The organism is Nocardioides ginsengisoli (genome assembly GCF_039537225.1).
Lineage (GTDB): Bacteria > Actinomycetota > Actinomycetes > Propionibacteriales > Nocardioidaceae > Nocardioides > Nocardioides ginsengisoli.
Window position 1 is genome coordinate 1 of the sequence record NZ_BAABAC010000032.1, and the last position, 17,003, is coordinate 17,003.

Below are 17,003 nucleotides of genomic sequence, written 5' to 3' on the forward strand. Positions count from 1 at the left end.
GTCTCCTTGCCAAGACCCTCGCGACGAGCGACGGACTCGGCGGCCGCGGTCAGCGACGGGTACTCCGGCAAGTGCTCCAGCACTTGCCGCACGCACCGCTCCTTGACCGCGGGATCGATCTTCTTCGGCATGCTGCCATCCTCTCGGACTCAAAAGGATGCGGCATCAAACCTGGGGCGCTTCACATCGGCTTCTCCTTCCTAGAGCGCCATGGACGCTCTGATAGAAGACGAACCGCTGAGAGCAGTACGACTGCTAGCACGCCCGCTACGAACTGGAGGGGGTTGCACCCTCCAGCACTGGCGCACCTCAACCAACGAGGTCTGTGCCCAAGTCTACTTGTCGCCATCGACGGTCGACCCAGGTGCGCGTCCTTCCGCCGCATGCGGCGCACCAAGTCCAATGCATGTGCGTGGCGAGCGACGCGGGCAGACTCAGATTCATGGACCTCGCCGAAATGAGCCCACGCGCTCTCCTGCAGACGTACGCCCGCATCCTCACGGAACTCACTGATCGCGGCGTCACTCGATCTCGGAACGCACCCGTGGGCGACATCGCTGAGTACCTGGTGCGGATCGCATACGAGGGCGAGCTCGCCCCACCCTCCGAGAAGAGTTGGGACGTCCGAGCAGGCGACGGTCGCAAGATCCAGGTCAAGAGCCGGCTCGTAGTCGCAGACGCCAAGGGCACTCAGCAGTACTCGCCCTTCCGAAGTTGGGACTTCGACGCCTGCGTGTTCGTAACTTTCGACGCCTTCTCATATGGCGTTCTCCGGGCATTGGAGGTGCCTAGCGCCTCCATTCAAGGGGTCGCTGCAGCAGTGCCGCACGTCGGTGCGACCGCCGCACGGGTACACACGAGGACGCCTTTCCTCACGCTCGACGGGACCGTGGACGTCACACAGAAGCTTCGGGCCGCGCTGGATCACCTCGACTAAGTCAGGTTCCTGGACGCGAATCCCGCGTCTTACCGCCGCGTTTGTGGGACTGACGACGCACGGCGAACGCGTCGCGCGCGACCGCGCCGAACAGCTCGAGACGAGCGTTGAAGCGCCGCGACCGCCTCGGCGGGCGCCTCTTCCGTCACGCGAGGTTTGGGCGACCGCCAAGAAACCTCGGCAGACCGCATCGCCCTCGGGCGGCGCGGAGCCACCACCATTGGTGAAGACGAGAAGGCCAAGGATCCAGATCCCCGGCCTTCTCGTCCCCGCGACGCTCCCGCCCTACTCCAGCCCCTTGACGTTGCCGAACATCTGCAGCACGCCGGTATCGGCGAGATAGCCGTTCCCGACGGTCTTGGTGCCGAAGACGGTCTCGCCGTCGGCGACAGGAACGAGGGGCGGGAGCTGGTAGGCGTCGTGCTCGCCGTCGCGGTAGTAGTCGGTCACCGGGGCGACGATCGAGTCCTTCACCGCGAAGTCCTTGGTGAGCACCGCTTCGGGGGCGAGGGTCTGGAACGGCAGGTCCGCCCCCGAGTTCACGGCCGCCGCCATCGCCATCAGGTACTGGCCCCAGTGGCCGATGAACATGTCGCCCTGCGCGACCCAGCCCGGGTTGTCACGCAGCTGCGCGAGCGCCTCGGGCGAGCCACCGAGGCCGGCCGTGAGGCTCGTCTTCGCGCGGCCGGACTGCTCGACGGCCTGCCAGGCGCCGAGAGTGGAGTCGTCGGCGACGGAGTAGACGACGAGGTTGCGGTCGGCGGGGATGCCCGAGAGTGCGCGCCGGACCGCGTCGTACGACGGAGCGCGCTGCGCCTGGCCGTCGACCTGGACCATCGAGTCACCCAACGTCGCCGTGGTGGTGGTCAGGTCGCCGACGTCATCGATCTGCTGCAGTCCCGGGATCCATTTCGCGATCTCGCGGTAGAAGTAGGCGTTGCAGTTGTTGATCTGCTCGCCGAAGCTCGCTGCGTTGACCAGCAGCACCGTGGTGTCGTCCCCCGTCCAGCCGCGCTCCTTGGCGACGGTGCCGACCGCCTTCGCGGTGTCGGTGCACAGCTGCGGGTTGCTGAGGTTGAACCACTTGCAATAGCCCTTGCCCGGCGTGTTGACCGCGATGCAGGGGATGCCGGCACGCTGGTAGATCCGCTCGATGGAGGTGTACACCCCTTCGACCGGGTTGTAGGAGAGCACGAAGTCGGGCTTGGCCTGTCCGATGAGGGTCGCGTTCTGCGAGACGGTCGCCGCATCGAGCTTGTTGTCGTACGTCTCGAGATCGACGCCCGTACGGCGTGCCGCCGCCTTCACGCCGTCGCGCATGGTGACGTACAGAGGGGCGGCATCGGTGGCGTTGGTGTAGGCCATCGTCGTGCCGGCCAGCGGTCCGTCGCCCGATCCCTTGTCGCCTCCCTCGGCGGTGCCGCAGCCGGCGAGGACGAGGGCGACCACCATCGCGACCGATGTCAGCAGCCATCGCCGCGGCCGGCGAGAGCTGTCGATGCTCAGTTCCATGCTTCCTCCAGGGTTGATCCGCGGCACCGTGCCGGCGGAGGTCATCGGGCGGACCGGTCGATCACGCCCCGCAGCCGGCTGAAGCCGACCGCGATCAGCAGCACCAGCCCGGTGGCGATCTGCTGGTAGAAGCTCGAGACGTGCAGGAGGGTCAGGCCGTTGGCCAACGTCCCGAGCACGAGTACGCCGGCCGCGGTGCCCAGCGCTCCCCCGGCGCCACCGAGCAGCGAGCCGCCGCCGAGAACGACGGCCGCGACCGAGAGCAGCGCCGCGTCCTTGCCGAGATTCCCGTCGCCCGCGAGCAGCTGGCTGGCCAGGATGACGCCGCCGAGCGCCGCGCAGGCGCCGCTGACGACGTACGTGCTGCCCGCCAGCGCGTCGACCCGCATGCCGGCGAGCCGCGCCGCCTCCCGGTTTCCACCCAGCGCGTAGAGCGAGCGCCCGTAGACGGTGAAGCGGAGCACGAAGGCAAGCACCACGGCGGCCACAGCGAACAGCCATACCTGGTTGGGCACCCACGCCAGGTCGGTCTCGGCCATGAACCCGGCGCCGAGGTCCTCGATCGGCACGCTCTGCCCGCCGACCAGCGTGAACGCCACCCCACCGGAGATCGACAGCATGCCCAGCGTCGTGATCAGCGGGTTGATGCCGCCGCGCGTGACGATCACGCCGTTGACGACGCCCACCGCCCCGCCCGCGGCCAGGGCGACGACGACCGCCAGGGCGACCGGCCGGCCGTCGTTGACCTGCTGGGCGTAGATGACCGCCGCCAAGGGCGCCACGCCGGCGACCGAGAGGTCGAACCCGCCCGCGATGATGACGAGCGTCTGCCCGAGCGCCACGACGCCGATGAACGCGACGCTGGTCAGGATCCCGACCAGGTTGTCCCCGGTCAGGAAGCGGGGTGTCGACGCCGAGAAGACGGCGACGAGCGCCAGCAGGAATCCGGCGATGCCGAGCGACTGTACGGCGCCGGCGCGCAACGTCATCGGTCGCACGCCGCGCGGGCCTCCGGTCGGCGCCGGCGTGGCGGTGGGCGCGGGGTCCTGGGTCTCGATGGTCACGTCTGCTCCTCTGCGGCCGCGTGGTGCACGGCGTTGTCCTGGGTGATGGCGGCGCCGACGAGCTCGGCGACGATGCGGCCGTTGCGAATCACGAGCACGCGGTCGCTGACGTCGACGACCTCCTCGACGTCCGAGGTGATGACCAGGACGGCCGTGCCCGCGTCGGATACGGCGCGCAGGGCGTCGTGGATCTCCCGGCGAGCGCCGACGTCGACGCCACGGGTCGGCTCGTGCGCGACCAGTACGCGCGGGTCGGCGGCGAGCCTGCTGGTGAGCAGGACCTTCTGCTGGTTGCCGCCGGAGAGCTGGCCGACCGGTTGGCCGAGCGACGCGTGGCGGAGCCGGAACCGGCCGGCGTACGACCGGGCGACCGCATTCTCCGCCTCGGCGCGCAGCACACCCCAGCGCGCGATCCGCCGCAGGACGAGCATCGCCGCCGAGCTCCGGATCGACTGGCTCAGGACCAGCCCGTCGCGCTTGCGGTCCGCGGGCACGTACGAGATCCCGGCGCGGATCGCCGCCCGCGGCGAGGTCATGACCGCGCGGGTCCGGCCGTCGATGCCGACCGTCCCCCGTACGTCGCGGCGTCGGCCACCGAGTCCCTCCGCGAGCAGTGCGGCGCCCGAGCCGCGGATGCCGTAGACGCCCACCACCTCGCCCCGACACACCCGGACGTCGACGTCCGTGAGCCCCGGCCGGCCGGGCGCCGACCAGTGGGACACCTGGAGGATCGGCCGTCCCGCCGCGGACACGGCGCGCGCCGCGCCCGCCGGCTCGGGCCGAGACCCGAGCATGTGCGCGATCAGCGCGGCCGGGTTCGTGTTCGATGGCGCCACGGAGAGCACACGGGCGCCGTCCCGGAAGACGTCGACCCGGTCGACGAAGCGCATGATCTGCTCGAGGTGGTGCGACACGACGACGATCCCGATCCCCTGGGCGCGCTGTGCATCGAGGATCCCGTAGAGATGCTGGGCCTCGTCCTCGGTGAGCGCCGCCGTCGGCTCATCGAGGATCAGCAGCCGCGAGTCGCGGCCGAGGGCCTTGACGATCTCGACGATCTGCTGGTCGGAGACCCCGAGCCGCACCATCGGGACGGTCGGCTCGACCCACAGGCCGAGCCGCTCCATCAGGGCTGCCGCGGCCGCTTCGACGGCACGTCGGGAGGTCAGCCCGTGCCGGCCGGGAAGCCGGTTGAGCATGATGTTCTCGGCGACGGTGAGCTGAGGGACGTAGGCGAGCTCCTGCGGGATCAGAGCGATCCCCCGCTGCAGCGCGTCCCGTGGTGAGCCGAGAGCAACGCGCCGACCGGCCATCGCGACCGTTCCGCCGTCGGCTCGGATCGCGCCGGTCAGGATCTTGGCCAGCGTCGACTTGCCGGCGCCGTTCTCGCCGAGCACCGCGACGGCCTCGCCCGTGGCGACGGAGAAGTCCGTCGCGGCAAGCGCGACGTTCGCGCCGTAGCGCTTGCTGATGCCGGACGCCACCAGCAACGGCGAGCCGATCGCGTGCTGCGCCCGCACGGCGTCCACGTCACGCCTCGCGCCGGGCGACGAAGGCGCGGATCACGTTCTCGGTCATCCGGGAGACTCCGTTGCGTCCCTCGTCGTGCAGCAGCGATCCCGACCACGCGATCGAGCCGGTCGAGAAGACCTCGCCGCCGCCGGGGGTGCGGAAGTAGACGATGTCGGCGTGCACCTCCGGGTCCTGCTCGCCGCCACCGTGGTCGGGCAGGTTCATGGCGACCTCCTCCACCACCCGCTGGTAGAAGTTCGAATGACCCCGGGACGACGCCAGCACGACGGCGTCGCGCGGCGTGCCCAGGGCGACGTCCGCCCGATCGATCTCGTCGCCGGCCGCGCCGCCCATCACCGCGCCGTACGCGCCGATCGGGTCCTCGTCGACACCGTCCATGATCCAGGCGTACGCCGGGTCCGCGGCCGCCTCGGACGGGTAGTAGGGCTCCGAGCGTCCCCACCCCTGCGCGGCGAACCCCACGCCCGCCAGCTCCTGCGGCGCTCGGCCGCGATGGCGCCACAGGCCACCCGGCAGTCCGGTCGACATCAGCGTGACCTCGCCCGGCATCGACTCCCAGCAGCGCACGCCGGCCTGACCCCGCCGGATCTCCACGACCAGCGGAGCGTCCGACACCACGCCGGTGACCCAGTACCAGCCGTTCCCCCCGAGGTAGAGCAGCCCGCCGCCGCCGTCACGGTAGGCGGTCAGGGCGTCGAGCATCTCCTCCGACGTGTACTCCGGGTGCGAGCCCGAGACGACCGCGGCATAGGGCTTCAGGTACTCCGCACCTCTGCGGTGCACCTCGTGATCGGTGACGACGTCGACCTCGATGCCGCGCCGGGCGAGCCACTCGATGAGGTACATGTCCGACGAGAAGGCGCGCCCCGCGTCGACGATCCACATCCGGTAGCCGCGGCGCATGTTCACGATCTGCCGACGAGCCGCGGAGAGCATCACGCCGCTGCCGTCCGGGTGGTGGTCGTACATCGACAGGCCGTACGACGCGTCGCCGACGTGGGCGAGGTCCTCGTCGGCGACGACGATCTCCTGGTCCGTCATGGCCGACGAGTCGAGACCGTTGAAGAGCGCCTCGTTGGCGTAGGCCAGGTAGGTGAAGGTCGGCAGCACGACCAGCACGCGGTTCCGCGCATCGTCGTCCTTCGGCACCACCGTGATCGGTACGACGTCCTCCCCGTCGTCGTTCGAGACGACCACGCCGTAGACGCCACTCGGCAGGTCCTCCGGCAGCGGGGCGCTGAGCGCTGCGGCCCAGCGGGCGTCCACCAGATCGGTGGCGTGGAAGTGGGCCGCGGCGTACTGGTCCGGGACCACGGTGAAGTCGAGGGAGCGTCCGGTGAAGGTCCGACCCGTGACCGCGCGGGCCGGTCCGTTGACCAGGCAGCCGGCGGGCTGCCCGGCGGCCAGCGGTCGGGCGGCAGCGGGCTGCTCACCGTGCCGGAACGCGAGATCCCAGCCGGTCACCAGCTCGAGCTCGGTCACATCCAGCCGTCCGTCGGCGACGGCGGCGAGCTCGGCTTCCGACAGCACCGCGGCACACACGAACGGGCGCTCCAGCTTGCCGGTGAAATGCTCGTCGGCCAAGCCGCAGGTCCCCTCGTCGAGGGCCTCGACCGCGCGGCCGGCCCGGGCGGCAGCGGTGACGGTGCCGGTCAGGTCGACCCGCCGTCCGCCATCCGGCACGCGGGTGTGCGCGGCCACGCCGCGCAGCGGGTCGACCGGGATGACGGCGACCCCGGCCGCGGCACCGTCGACGAAGCCGACGACGAGGTGCCACTGATGGTCCGCGAGCCGCTGGCCGGCCGACGCCACGCGGCGCTCGCCGTCGACCAGGACCGGCTCGCCGTCGAGGAGCTGCAGCGCCAGCCCGTCCTCGAGCGCGATCAGGGTCTGCACGCGATGGGCCGCGACGTCGCCCGACCAGGCGAAGGCCCCGAGCGTGACGGCGCCCGCGTCCGCGCGGCCCGCCGCGCCGGGAGCGCCCTGCAGGAAGGACCCGACGCAGGTGGGTCCGGACGATGCGTCGTATCTGCCCGCAGCGGCCCAGTCCACGGCACGGTCGAGCGTGGTGTCGGCCGCGGACGAGCTCAACAGCCGCACCAGGCGGACGTCGACCGGGCCGTCGGCGTGGACGTGCACGCCGACGACGTCACCGCGCTCGTAGGAAAGTCGGTCGGTGTAGGCACGGACGGAAGGGGTCCTCATGACGGGGGCTCCTCGGATCGGTGGATCAGATCGGGCCGGCGGCGAGGTAGCCGCCGTCGACGGGCAGGTTCACGCCGTGCACGTAGTCGGCCATGGGCGAGGCGAGGAAGAGCACCGCGTCGGCGATCTCCTGCGGCGTCGCCCATCGCCGTACCGGTACCGCGGCGGCGATCGTCGCCTTGGTCTGGTCGTCGTAGAGGTCGGCGAGCTCGGTGCTGGTGAAGCCCGGCAGCACCGAGTTGACGTTGATCCCGCGTGGCGCACAGTCGAGCGCCATCTGCCGGACGAGGTTGACCCACAGCCCCTTCGACGCGCAGTAGGCGGCGAACCCGGGATTGCCGACCATGCCGGACACGGAGCCGATGACGACCACCTTGCCGCCGCCACGCTCGGTCATCTGGCGGATCGAGGACCGGGCGCAGGTGAAGATGCCGTCGACGTTCACGTCCATGTGCCGTCGCCACAGGTCGTCGTCGCAGGTCTCGACGGCAGCCGGCTCGATCACGGCGGCGCTGAGGACGGCGACGTCGATGCCCCCGTCGTCGCCGATCTCCTGCAGGACGCGGACGACGTCCTCGCGCCGCGCGACGTCGAGCGCCCGATGCGAGATCCGGTCGGCCACCTCACGCGAGCCGGTGAAGGCCGGAGCTTCGGCGCGGCGCGAGAGCGTCACCACCTCGGCGCCCGCCTCCGCCAGCGCGTAGGCGCTGGCCCGACCGATGCCGGTCGCTCCTCCGACCACGATCGCGCGCTTCCCGTCGAGATCTATCGTTCGCACAGCGGTGTCCTCCTGTCGTCGCGGGGCCCGTTTCGCCCCGGGCTCCGTGGTCGGCGAGCGTAGGTAGCCGGAGGGGGCCTGCGGCATCGGCCGAAGTACGTAGCTCGACGCTTGGAGGTCCGCACCGGGGAAGATTCGTCCAGCGAAGGACTAACGGTCGAAACATTAGTCCTATAGTCTGAGTGACGTGGATCACTCCTGGCAGGACTCGCTGACGGTCGCCGTCGACGTGCGGGCGACGGCACGCTGCCGGCTGCTCGCGGAGACCCTGGTACGACAGACCGGCGCCCACGCGGTCGGACTGATGGGCATCTCTCCCGAGGACGGCGCTCACATCGCGGTCCTGAATGTGGACTACGACCCCAGCACCTTCGAGCACCACGCCAGCAGGCGCTACACCCGGCACACGCCGGGCGTGCAGCGGATCCTCGGCAACCCGGGCACGATCCACTCCTGGGAGGACATTCCCGACTTCCGCGAGTCCTACCAGGCGCAGGCGGTCTACCAGCCGGCCGGCTTCCACAACGGCGTCTCGGTGGCGCTGGCCGGACCGGACCGCCGAACCGTCGGCATGCTGCACGTCAGCACGCGTCGCGACCGGATGGATCCCGACACGCTCAACCTCGTCGAACGCTCCCGGCCGGTCCTGACCGAATGGGTCGACACGATGACGCGCTTCCAGCTGGCGCGGCTGAGCTCGCGGCAGACCGAGATCCTGTGCCGAGTGCGTGACGGCATGTCCAACGCCGAGATCGCCGCGGACCTCGTGATCGCCCCGCGCACCGTGACGACCCACATCGAGCAGATCCTGCGCCGGCTGGGCGCCACGAACCGCACCCAGGCCGCGGTCTGGGCAGAGCGCTACGGACTCCGCTCCCCCGGCTTCAGGGACGGCTGAGCGGCGCGTCCACCGGCGGCACGGCACCCACATCGCTGTAGGCATGCGCGGGCACCAGCGCAGGATCCTTGTAGAGCGACCAGCGACAACGGTCGCGGCCCGGCGCGCCCTCGGAGGCGCGCACGGGAGGCTCGATCACCCGCAGCGGAAAGCCGAGCCGCTCGATGGGCGCGCGCTGCTGCAGCTGGCAGCAGTGCACGCAGTAGAGGCAGACGCCCCGCGTGCGCCAGGCCCAGTCGTGCTCCCCCTGGGTGAACTCGCGGGCATCGCGCTCGGTGGCGGCCTCGCTCGGGTAGGTGCGACCGCCGGAGCCGCAGGGCGCGAACTCCAGCACCCACCGGTCCGACTCCTCGCGGACCTCGAAGGAGCCGTCGCGCCGGGGTCCGGTCAGGTGACCACGGACGGCCTCGAAGATGTCCAGTCCGAGGCGCTCCAAGGAGCGATCCCACGGACGCGTCGCGGGGTCGTACGTATCGGCGATCGCCGCGTAGTAATGGCCGAGGAGGTCGTCCCAGAGCGAGCCGACCGCCGCCTCGCCCAGCCGTCGCGCGGCCAGGGCCAGCAGGCCGGCCAGCTGATCCGTGGCCGGATCGTGGGCGGCGAGCCAGGTCGACCTGGCCTGGTCGAGCAGGTCGGCGGCGCCATCGGCCGACGACGCCGACACGACCGCCACGAACCGGTCGATCAAGATCCCGTAGTCGCGCCAGCCCCGGTCGAGCGCCGCGGCGACGCGGGCGCTCTCCGCCCGCGCCCCAAGGAGATCCTCGTCCGCGACGCCACGCCCGGCGAGAAGATCGGGGAGTCGCACCAGCCACAGCGCATAGAGGTCGTAGGCCTCCTGCGCCTCCTGCACGGTCATCCGTGCGAGGGCCACGGCGTCGTCGGCGCGGCCCTCGCACAGCGCCGCGTGAGCGAGGACGTACGACGACCGCCCCTGGCCCGGCCAGGGGTCGGTTCGCACGTCATGGCCCAGCAGGTCACTGTGCCGCGTCGCGGGATCCGACATCAGGCGCGCTCGAAGAACCGGCGCTTCTCCCAGTCCGTGACCGTCTCGGTCCGGAACGCCAGCTCCTCGTCGCGACCGACGTCCAGGAGGTGCTGATGGACCTCAGCACCCAGCCCGGCGCGCAGTCCCTCGCTCGCGGCGAACTGCGCGATCGCCTCGGGCAGCGAGGTGGCCAGCGTGGGCAGGTCGTCGCGTTCGTACATGTTGCCCGACACCGGCTCCGGCATGGCCAGGTCGGCCTCGATCCCGTTGGCGCCGGACGCCGCCATCGCACCGAGCGCGACATAGGGGTTCACGTCGGCGCCCGGCACCCGGTTCTCGACCCGACGCGTCGGCCCGTCGCCGACGAGCCGCAGGGAACAGGTGCGGTTGTCGTCACCGACCGCGATCACCGTGGGCGCGAACGAGTGCGCCTGGAAGCGCCGGTAGGAGTTGAGGGTCGGTGCGTACATCAGGGTCGCGCCGGCCATGCCCTGCGCGACGCCGGCCACGTAGCCGTCGAACGCCCGCTGGTCACCCATGGCCGTCGTACCGGTGACATCCCACAGACTGGTGTGGATGTGACACGAGCTCCCGTCACCGTCGATCGCCCACTTCGCCATGAAGGTCGCCGAGACGCCCATCCGCGCGGCGATGCTCTTGACGCCGAACTTGTAGAGGAAGTGGCGGTCGGCCATCTCGAGCGCCTCGGCGTGACGGAGGTTGATCTCCTGCTGGCCGAAGCCGTACTCGTGGGCGTAGCCCTCCGTCTCGACCCCGGCGAGATCCATCTGCCGGATGACCTCGTTGACGAAGGGCTCCGCCTTGATGGCCGCGACCGCGTCGTACGCCGCGTGGTAGCGGCTCGCGGCGGTGAGACCCTTGTGATCGGCCTTCCAGGCGTCTTCGTAGGACTCGTCGAAGAGGTAGAACTCGAGCTCGGTCGCGGCCTGCATCGTGACGCCGAGCGCCTCCAGACGGGCGAGCTGGCGCTTGAGGATCTGCCGGGGCGCGAAGGCGAGAGGCGTGCCGTCGGGGCGATAGGGGTCGCAGATCACGATCGGCGTGCCCGGCAGCCACGGGACCCGGCGAATGGTCGTCATGTCGGGGACCAGCGGGACATCCGGGACGCCGGCGCCCATGCCGCCGATGTGGTCGAGCCCAGGGCGGACGACCTGCTCGATGTCGATGCCCCACAGCATGAGCGGCACCTTGAAGGCACCCAGCTCGTCGTAGTCGGCGAGGAAGCGCTGCAGGGGCACCCGCTCGGCGAGGCAGCGCCCGCTGTTGTCGGGAGTGATCAGCATGATTCCGTCGACCAGGCCGGCGCTCGCCTCGGCACGGAGCTGGTCGAGCGACATCGGTCCGTAGCTCATGCCGTCCAGCCCGGGGACGGCGACCGGGCCGGCGAACGACGGGGACGTAAGGGTCATGAGGGTCTCCTCAACAGAGTTCGGACTCGCCTGTTTGGTCCAGCAAGTAGACCTAAACGGTAGGTCGCCCGGCGAAGACTGTCAACGAGCGACCGTAAGTTCCCCTAAAAAAGGATGACTGGATCACTCATTAGTCCTAATATGTCCTCACTCGCCCGCAGCCCCGAGGGCTTCCTCCCGGGCGGGGCCCCGAGAGCCGGAGGCGCCGATGACCCACTCGCATCTGGGGCCGGTTCGCCAGATCGCGGCCCACGAGCTCGTCGTCGACCAGCTCCGCCGGTCCCTCAACCAGGGCCAGTTCCGGCCGGGCGACCGGCTGCCGTCCGAGCGCGAGCTCGCCGAGATCCTCCAGGTCTCACGGACGACGGTGCGCTCGGCCGCCGCCGTACTCGAGAGCGAGGGACGACTCTCGGTACGGCGCGGCCGGGGCGGCGGCTTCACCGTGCTGGAGCCCGACCACGACGCCGCCGCCACGCAGCGGGAGATCCACGCGAACCGCCGAGCCCTCCGTGACCTGTTCGACCTGCGGCTCGTCATCGAGACGGGCGCCGTCGCACTCGCCACCCAGCGCCGGACCGACGACGAGCTCGCGATTCTCGAGCACCTCCTCGGCCGCATGCAACGAGTGATCCGCGAGGAGCGCCGGCATCCGAGCACGACGCTGGTTCGCGAGTTCCAGGCCCTGGACAACGAGTTCCACCTCGGACTGGCGCGCTGCTCGCGCAACGAGCACCTGGTCGAGCAGGTCGAGCTCGCCCGCCAGGCGATGTGGCGACCGGTCGGCTCGGTCTTCCGGCACCTCGAGGCCAACGCCAACGACCTGCACGCCGACATCCTGCACGCGGTCCGCGAGGGCGATGCCGCGGCCGCGGCGAGCCTGATGGCCGAGCACATCGACGCCACGAGGCGCACCCTGGACTCATGGCTCGAACGCACTTGACACAGATCACAAAAGGCTCGAAGATCGAACCAATAGAGCAATAGATGGTATCCGGACCTCCCCGTCCCCGGCGGAGCCCCTCCCCCCGAGACCGTCGCGTGCTCACTTCTCGGCAGCGAGCCGCCCGGGCGGCCCGGAAGCGACCATCCACCCGACTCCGCACGGAGGAGAACAGCGACATGTCCGCAACGAGAGAACCCCAGGCCACGGTCGACCCGTCGGCCGACAAGGCCGCGCTGCTCCATCGCGGCCTCGGCGTCGGCTCCATCGTCTTCATGGTCGTCGCCGCGGTCGCGCCGCTCGGCGCCGCCTGTGCGGTGATCCCCCTCGTCTTCGCCCTCAGCGGCAACCCGACGGCGCCGCTCTACTTCATCGGCGCGGCGGTGGTGCTCTCCGTGTTCGCCGTCGGCTTCACCCTGATGAGCCGCCACGTGCGCAACGCCGGCGCCTTCTACTCCTACGTCCAGGCCGGCCTGGGCAAGGTCGCCGGAGCCGGGACGGCGTCGCTCGCGCTCGCGTCGTACGTGATCCTGCTGATCGCGCTCTACGCCCTGCTCGGAGTCTCCGCGTCGGCCGCGCTCGAGCAGTACCTCGGCCTCGACGTGACGTGGTGGGTGTGCTCGTTCGGCTTCCTCGCCCTCATCGCGCTGCTCGGCTACCGCGACATCGAGGTCAGCGCCAAGGTGCTCGGCGTCGCCCTCGTGCTCGAGGGTTGCGTCGTGCTCGTCGTCGACCTCGCCGTACTGGTGCACGGAGGAGACCACGGCCTCTCGGCCGAGCCGCTCAACCCCGGCCACCTGTTCGACGGAGCTCCCGGCCTCGGTCTCATGTTCGCCTTCTTCGCCTTCGTCGGCTTCGAGGCGACCGCCGTGTTCCGCAGTGAGGCGAAGGACCCCGAGCGCACCATCCCTCGCGCGACCTATGTCGCCGTCGCCATCATCGGCAGCCTCTACGCCTTCACGTCCTTCGCGATGGCGAACGGCCTCGGCGCCAGCCAGGCAGCCACCGTCGCCGGCGCCGATCCCGCGACCGTCATGCAGGGCCTGGCCGGGCGCTACGCGGGCAGCGTGGTCGAGGACGCCGTCATCCTGCTGCTCGTCACCAGCGTCTTCGCCTGCTGCCTGTCGTTCCACAACGTCGTGTCGCGCTACCAGTTCAACCTCGCCAACGGTCGGGTCCTGCCCGCACCGCTGGGCGAGGTGCACCCGAAGCACCGGGCACCCTCGCGGTCCTCGGTGGTGGTCACCGTCCTGACCGCGACGATCCTCGCCGCGCTGACCGCCGCAGGGCTCGACCCGATCGTCGAGATCTACACCTGGCTCTCCGGCGCCGCGACGCTCGGGATCCTGCTGCTCATGCTGCTGACCAGCGTGGCCGTGGTCGCGTTCCACCAGCGCGGCAAGGGGGCGGACCCCGTCTGGAACTCGGTGGTGGCGCCCATCTTGGCGTTCGCCGCACTCTCGTTCGTCGTGTACATGGTGCTCGACAACCTGGACCTCCTCGTCGGCGGACGGACCGCCGCCGTCTGGGTCTGCATCGGACTGGCCGTCGCGTTCGCGATCGGCGCCGGCACGGCCGCCATGGCCCGAGCGAGCTCACCGGAGCGCTACGCCGGAATCCTCGAGAACTGAGCGGGCATGCGAAGGGGCCGGATCGCCGTGGCGATCCGGCCCCGTTCACGTGCCCGGTCAGCGCGGGGCGGACACCGCGTCAGCGGCCGGCACCCGGCACGCGGCCACGAAGCCGGTCAGCAGGCCGAGCGAGGTCGGCTCGTTCGGCCACAGGATCTCCGGATGCCACTGGACACCGACCAGCCGCCGGTCCGCCATCTCGGCTGCCTCCACGAGGCCGTCGGGCGCCACCGCGACGGGACGCAGCACGGGAGCGAGGTCACGGATGCCCTGGTGGTGCTCGCTGTTGACCGCGACCGTGCCCGCGCCGCCCATCCAGACGGAGAGCAGCGAGCCGTCGGTCACCCGCACGTCGTGGCACGGCCGGTCGAGCACCTCCTCGCCGGCACGATGGCCGATGACGCCGGGCCGGTCCCGGGCGAGGTCGGCGTACAGCGTCCCTCCGAGCACGACGTTGACGAACTGCAGTCCGCGACAGATGGCCAGCACCGGCAGGTCGCGCTCGAGCGCGACGTCCAACGCCACGCGCTCGCTGGCGTCGCGCAGCGGGTTCACGCCGCGGAGGACGGCGTCATCGGTGGCCCCGCCATAGAGAGCGGGATCGACGTCGCCCCCACCGCTGACGACGAGCCCGTCGAGGCGCTCGACCAGGCCGCCGATGCGGGGCTGCTCCACCGCGCAGTCGATGCCGACAGGAGTGGCCCCCGCAGCGATGAAGCCGTGGAAGAGATGGCGCCACAGGCCGAATCCCTCCAAGTCCTGCGACGAGTAGGTGATGCCCACGACAGGGCGATCGAGGTAGGCGCTCACGAGTTCTCCTCCTGGTGCTGAGCGGGTGGGACGGGCTAGAAGACGGACCAGCCGGACGTGCGGGCGAACTCCTCGATGGCGGCGACACCACCGACCGAGTTTCCCTCGGCATCGAGCGGCGGGCTCCAGGCACACACCGTGCCGACGCCGGGCAGAGCCGCGAGCACTCCGCCCCCCACTCCGCTCTTGGCCGGCAGGCCCACCCGGTAGGCGATGTCGCCCGCGGCTCCGTACATCCCGGAGGTGAGCAGCACGGCGTTGATCCGGCGGACGTTGTCCGAGTCGAGCACCTGCTCGTGGAGCCGGCGGTCGGCGAGGAAGCGCCCCGCGCGAGCCATCCCGAGTGCGGATCCGGTGATGGCGCACTGGGCGTAGTAGTGGGCGAGGACGGCGTCGACGTCGTTGAGCAGCCGGCCGTGCTCGGCCAGCACGTGGGCAAGCGCCCTGTTGCGGTGGTCGGCCGCCGCCTCCGACGCCGACACCGCGGCGTCGCTCGCGACCGCAGGGTCGCCGGAGAGGTCGCAGATCAGTGCGGCGACCGTGTCGACGGCCGACCCGGTGTGATGCAGCAGACGGTCGGTGACGATGAGCGCACCCGCGTTGACGAAGGGATTCCGCGGGCGACCCGCCGCTCGCTCCAGCTCGGTGACCGAGCCGTAGCCGAGCTCCGTCGGCGCCCAGCCGACGTGCATCCAGGCACCGGGCTCGACGCGCAGCAGCGCGACCAGGGCGAAGAGCTTCGTGAGGCTCTGCAGGGAGAACTGGGCCGTGCTGTCGCCCACCCCGAGCTCGGCGCCGTCCACGGTCGTCACCGCCAGCCCGAAGGCCGACCGGTCCACCGCGGCGAGTCGCGGGATCTTGGTGGTGACCTCACCGGTCGTCGCGGCGGACCGGCCCAGCGCGACCGCGCGGCGTGCGAGCTCGAGGAGCTGGTCGGAGCGCAGCTCGCGCGGTGCGAGCACACCGAGATCCGACTGCGTCGCCCCTGGTCCTCGCATGTCCGCCTCCCGGGTCGTCGCGTGATCCGTGCACCCGTCGGGCGCAGATCGCCAGCGTACAAAACACGCAAAGGTCGATGCAATATTCCAAAACAGCCATCCCGTCGCACCGTGGACCGCTTCGGCGCGTGCGAACATCCGGTCAAAGGTCGATTTTCTAGACCTAAATGCGTAGGATGCTCCTCATGACCACTCCCCTGAACCGACGCCTCCTCCTGGGCCGTCGCCCCACCTGGACCGCAACGCTCGACGACTTCGTGCTCGACGAGCAGCCCGCACCCACCCCCGGCCCCGGCGAGGTCCTGGTCCGCGTGCTCTGGATCGCCTTCGATCCGGCGATGCGGGGCTGGATGAACGACGGCCCGTCGTACGCACCGCCGGTGCCGCTGGGCGAAGTGATGCGCGGACACGCGGTCGGCGAGGTCGTCGCCTCCGGCGTCGACTCCGTCGCGGTCGGGACGCTCGTCACCGGCAACCTCGGCTGGCAGACCTACGCGCTCGCGACCTTCGAAGAGGGCACCCTCAGCCACCTCGAGCACGTCAGCGACCCGAGCGCGGGCCGGCCGGTCGCCCGGCGCGTGCCGGACGGCGTGCCGCCGACGTCCGTGCTCGGCGTGCTCGGCACCACGGGGCTGACCGCGTACTTCGGCATGCTGGAGCTCGGGGCGCCGCGCCCCGGCGATGTGGTTCTGGTCTCCGGCGCGGCCGGGGCCACCGGCTCCATCGCCGGCCAGCTGGCCCGGCTCGCGGGCGCCACGACGATCGGCATCGCCGGCGGGCCCGAGAAGGGCGCCTGGCTGCGCGAGGCGGCCGGCTTCGACCACGTCGTGGACTACAAGTCGGAGGACGTCGCGTCCCGGCTCGCGGAGCTCGCACCCCAGGGCGTCGACGTCTTCTTCGACAATGTCGCCGGCCGGATCCTCGAAGCCGGGATCAGCAACATCGCCCAGCGCGGGACCATCGTGCTGTGCGGCGGGATCTCCAGCGGCTACTCTGACGAGGCCGTCGCGTACGGGCCGACCAACCTCTCGACGATCACGGTGCGCAGCTGCACCGTCAAGGGGTTCATCGTGACCGACTTCGCCGATCGCTTCGAGGTAGCCACGCGGCGCCTGGCGGAGTGGGTCCAGGACGGCTCGCTCGTCTGGGCCGAGGACATTGCGAAGGGCGACGTCACCGACGCCGTCGCCACCATGAACCGGCTCTTCGAGGGCAAGAACCTCGGCAAGCAGATCCTCCAGCTGGCGACGCCCAGCACCGTCTGAGCCGACGCGACGAA

At 70.8% G+C, this 17,003-nt stretch carries 14 protein-coding genes; 5 read left to right on the top strand and 9 right to left on the bottom strand.

Going from position 1 to position 17,003, the window contains the following annotated elements; all coding sequences use genetic code 11:
* Nucleotides 1–442 precede the first annotated feature (442 nt).
* The gene (locus AB4880_RS17135) at nt 443–937 is read left to right on the top strand and encodes a DUF6998 domain-containing protein (RefSeq protein ID WP_367920437.1); all 495 of its coding nucleotides are present in this window, start codon (nt 443–445) and stop codon (nt 935–937) included.
* A gap of 285 nt (nt 938–1,222) precedes the next feature.
* Here the strand turns inward: AB4880_RS17135 and AB4880_RS17140 are convergent, their stop codons facing one another.
* Genes AB4880_RS17140 through AB4880_RS17160 form a run of 5 tightly spaced genes read right to left on the bottom strand, consistent with a single transcriptional unit; the run spans nt 1,223 to nt 8,029 of the window.
* Nucleotides 1,223–2,449, bottom strand: coding sequence for a sugar ABC transporter substrate-binding protein (locus AB4880_RS17140; protein ID WP_367920438.1), 1,227 nt, complete (start codon nt 2,447–2,449; stop codon nt 1,223–1,225).
* Between the two features lie 41 nt (nt 2,450–2,490).
* Nucleotides 2,491–3,513: an ABC transporter permease gene (locus tag AB4880_RS17145; RefSeq protein WP_367920439.1), complete on the bottom strand. Its 1,023-nt coding sequence runs from the start codon at nt 3,511–3,513 to the stop codon at nt 2,491–2,493.
* Nucleotides 3,510–5,042, bottom strand: a complete 1,533-nt coding sequence (locus AB4880_RS17150; RefSeq protein WP_367920440.1) for a sugar ABC transporter ATP-binding protein — start codon at nt 5,040–5,042, stop codon at nt 3,510–3,512. Before AB4880_RS17150 ends, AB4880_RS17145 begins: the two co-directional genes overlap by 4 nt.
* A 1-nt stretch (nt 5,043) precedes the next feature.
* The gene (locus tag AB4880_RS17155) at nt 5,044–7,251 is read right to left on the bottom strand and encodes a N,N-dimethylformamidase beta subunit family domain-containing protein (RefSeq protein WP_367920441.1); all 2,208 of its coding nucleotides are present in this window, start codon (nt 7,249–7,251) and stop codon (nt 5,044–5,046) included.
* A gap of 25 nt (nt 7,252–7,276) precedes the next feature.
* Nucleotides 7,277–8,029, bottom strand: a complete 753-nt coding sequence (locus AB4880_RS17160; RefSeq protein ID WP_367920442.1) for an SDR family NAD(P)-dependent oxidoreductase — start codon at nt 8,027–8,029, stop codon at nt 7,277–7,279.
* Nucleotides 8,030–8,216: 187 nt separating this feature from the next.
* On the opposite strand from AB4880_RS17160, the gene AB4880_RS17165 reads away from it, so the two are divergent.
* Nucleotides 8,217–8,927, top strand: coding sequence for a helix-turn-helix transcriptional regulator (locus AB4880_RS17165; protein WP_367920443.1), 711 nt, complete (start codon nt 8,217–8,219; stop codon nt 8,925–8,927).
* On the opposite strand, the gene AB4880_RS17170 is transcribed toward AB4880_RS17165, so the two are convergent.
* The gene (locus tag AB4880_RS17170) at nt 8,914–9,888 is read right to left on the bottom strand and encodes a hypothetical protein (protein WP_367920444.1); all 975 of its coding nucleotides are present in this window, start codon (nt 9,886–9,888) and stop codon (nt 8,914–8,916) included. The two genes, AB4880_RS17165 and AB4880_RS17170, sit on opposite strands and share 14 nt — an antisense overlap.
* A gap of 44 nt (nt 9,889–9,932) precedes the next feature.
* Nucleotides 9,933–11,345, bottom strand: coding sequence for a glutamine synthetase family protein (locus AB4880_RS17175; RefSeq protein WP_367920445.1), 1,413 nt, complete (start codon nt 11,343–11,345; stop codon nt 9,933–9,935).
* 208 nt (nt 11,346–11,553) lie between these two features.
* Between AB4880_RS17175 and AB4880_RS17180 the strand changes: the two genes are divergently transcribed.
* Both AB4880_RS17180 and AB4880_RS17185 read left to right on the top strand, forming a co-directional pair.
* A complete protein-coding gene (locus AB4880_RS17180) occupies nt 11,554–12,285 on the top strand; it encodes a FadR/GntR family transcriptional regulator (protein WP_367920446.1) in 732 nt (243 codons plus the stop codon).
* A gap of 179 nt (nt 12,286–12,464) precedes the next feature.
* Nucleotides 12,465–13,916, top strand: coding sequence for an APC family permease (locus AB4880_RS17185; RefSeq protein ID WP_367920447.1), 1,452 nt, complete (start codon nt 12,465–12,467; stop codon nt 13,914–13,916).
* 57 nt (nt 13,917–13,973) lie between these two features.
* On the opposite strand, the gene AB4880_RS17190 is transcribed toward AB4880_RS17185, so the two are convergent.
* The gene (locus AB4880_RS17190) at nt 13,974–14,726 is read right to left on the bottom strand and encodes a gamma-glutamyl-gamma-aminobutyrate hydrolase family protein (protein ID WP_367920448.1); all 753 of its coding nucleotides are present in this window, start codon (nt 14,724–14,726) and stop codon (nt 13,974–13,976) included.
* 35 nt (nt 14,727–14,761) lie between these two features.
* Complete coding sequence (glsA, locus tag AB4880_RS17195) at nt 14,762–15,688, bottom strand: glutaminase A (protein ID WP_367920449.1); 927 nt, start codon at nt 15,686–15,688, stop codon at nt 14,762–14,764.
* Nucleotides 15,689–15,909: 221 nt separating this feature from the next.
* Between glsA and AB4880_RS17200 the strand changes: the two genes are divergently transcribed.
* Entirely contained in the window at nt 15,910–16,989 is a 1,080-nt protein-coding gene (locus AB4880_RS17200; RefSeq protein ID WP_367920450.1) for an NADP-dependent oxidoreductase, read from the top strand.
* Nucleotides 16,990–17,003 lie beyond the last annotated feature (14 nt).